This window comes from Microbacterium sp. B24 (assembly GCF_000333415.1).
Lineage (GTDB): Bacteria > Actinomycetota > Actinomycetes > Actinomycetales > Microbacteriaceae > Microbacterium.
In genome coordinates, this window is sequence record NZ_BADB01000416.1 from 1 (window position 1) to 1,447 (window position 1,447).

The 1,447-nt window shown below is 64.6% G+C and carries 1 protein-coding gene and 1 pseudogene; one reads left to right on the forward strand and one right to left on the reverse strand.

Annotated features, from left to right (window positions below; translation table 11 throughout):
* On the reverse strand, positions 1–202 hold a 202-nt coding region (locus I5I_RS12340), incomplete at its 3' end, for a recombinase family protein (protein WP_036320071.1).
* Positions 203–227: 25 nt separating this feature from the next.
* Here I5I_RS12340 and ettA point away from each other — a divergent pair.
* Positions 228–1,418 (forward strand): annotated as a pseudogene (ettA, locus tag I5I_RS12345) (energy-dependent translational throttle protein EttA); the annotation flags it as partial.
* Positions 1,419–1,447 lie beyond the last annotated feature (29 nt).

Genomic DNA, 1,447 nt, shown 5'->3' on the forward strand with positions numbered 1-1,447 from the left:
GCAGGGCCTCTTCGGCGTTCTCCCGCTTGCGCCCTCCACTCTTACCCTCATCGTCGAAGGCCGCGACGATGTCCCATCCCTCTCGCTCGGCAAGGGTGTAGAGGTCGTCGCGCTGGCCCGTCATCGACGTAGACTCGATGGTTGAACGCGAGAGTCGCGAGTAGAGCACGGCCCGAGGACGTTTGTTCTTGGCGTTCGTCATGCGTGGAAGGTTAGCAATAGGTCGTATGGAATACATCTACTCCATGGTCCGTGCCCGCAAAGCGGTGGGCGAGAAGCTCATCCTCGACGACGTCACGATGGCGTTCCTCCCCGGGGCCAAGATCGGCATGGTCGGCCCCAACGGCGCCGGCAAGTCGACGATCCTGAAGATCATGGCCGGTCTCGACGCACCGTCGAACGGGGAGGCGAAGCTGACGCCGGGCTTCACCGTCGGCATCCTGATGCAGGAGCCCGAGCTCGACGAGACCAAGACCGTCCTGGAGAACATCCAGGACGGCGTAGCCATCAAGGCCAAGCTCGATCGCTTCAACGAGATCTCCGCGCTGATGGCCGACCCGGATGCGGATTTCGATGCCCTGCTGGCCGAAATGGGCGTGCTGCAGGAAGAGATCGACGCGGCCGACGGCTGGGACCTCGACTCGCAGCTCGAGCAGGCCATGGACGCGCTGCGAACCCCGCCCGCGGACGAGCCCGTGACCAAGCTCTCCGGAGGCGAGCGCCGCCGGGTGGCACTGGCGAAGCTGCTGCTGCAGAAGCCCGACCTGCTGCTGCTGGACGAGCCCACCAACCACCTCGACGCGGAGAGCGTTCTCTGGCTCGAACAGCACCTGCAGTCCTACAAGGGCGCGGTCATCGCCATCACCCACGACCGGTACTTCCTGGACAATGTCGCGGAGTGGATCGCGGAGGTCGATCGCGGTCGACTGATCGGCTATGAGGGCAACTACTCGACCTATCTCGAGAAGAAGGCAGAACGCCTCGACATCCAGGGCAAGAAGGACGCGAAGCTCGCCAAACGCCTGAAGGACGAGCTCGAGTGGGTCCGTTCCTCGGCGAAGGGACGGCAGACGAAGTCGAAGGCCCGCCTCGCCCGATACGAGGAGATGGCCGCCGAGGCGGAGCGCACGCGCAAGCTCGACTTCGAAGAGATCCAGATCCCGGCCGGTCCGCGCCTGGGCAGTGTGGTCATCGAAGCCAAGAAGCTGCAGAAGGGGTTCGGCGATCGTTCCCTGATCGACGGCCTGAGCTTCAGCCTGCCGCCGAACGGCATCGTGGGCGTCATCGGCCCCAACGGTGTCGGCAAGACGACGCTCTTCAAGACGATCGTGGGGCTGGAGCCGCTCGACGGCGGCGATCTGAAGGTCGGCGAGACGGTCAAGATCAGCTACGTCGACCAGAGCCGCGCCAACATCGACCGACTCTAGAGGATCCCCGGGACCGAGCT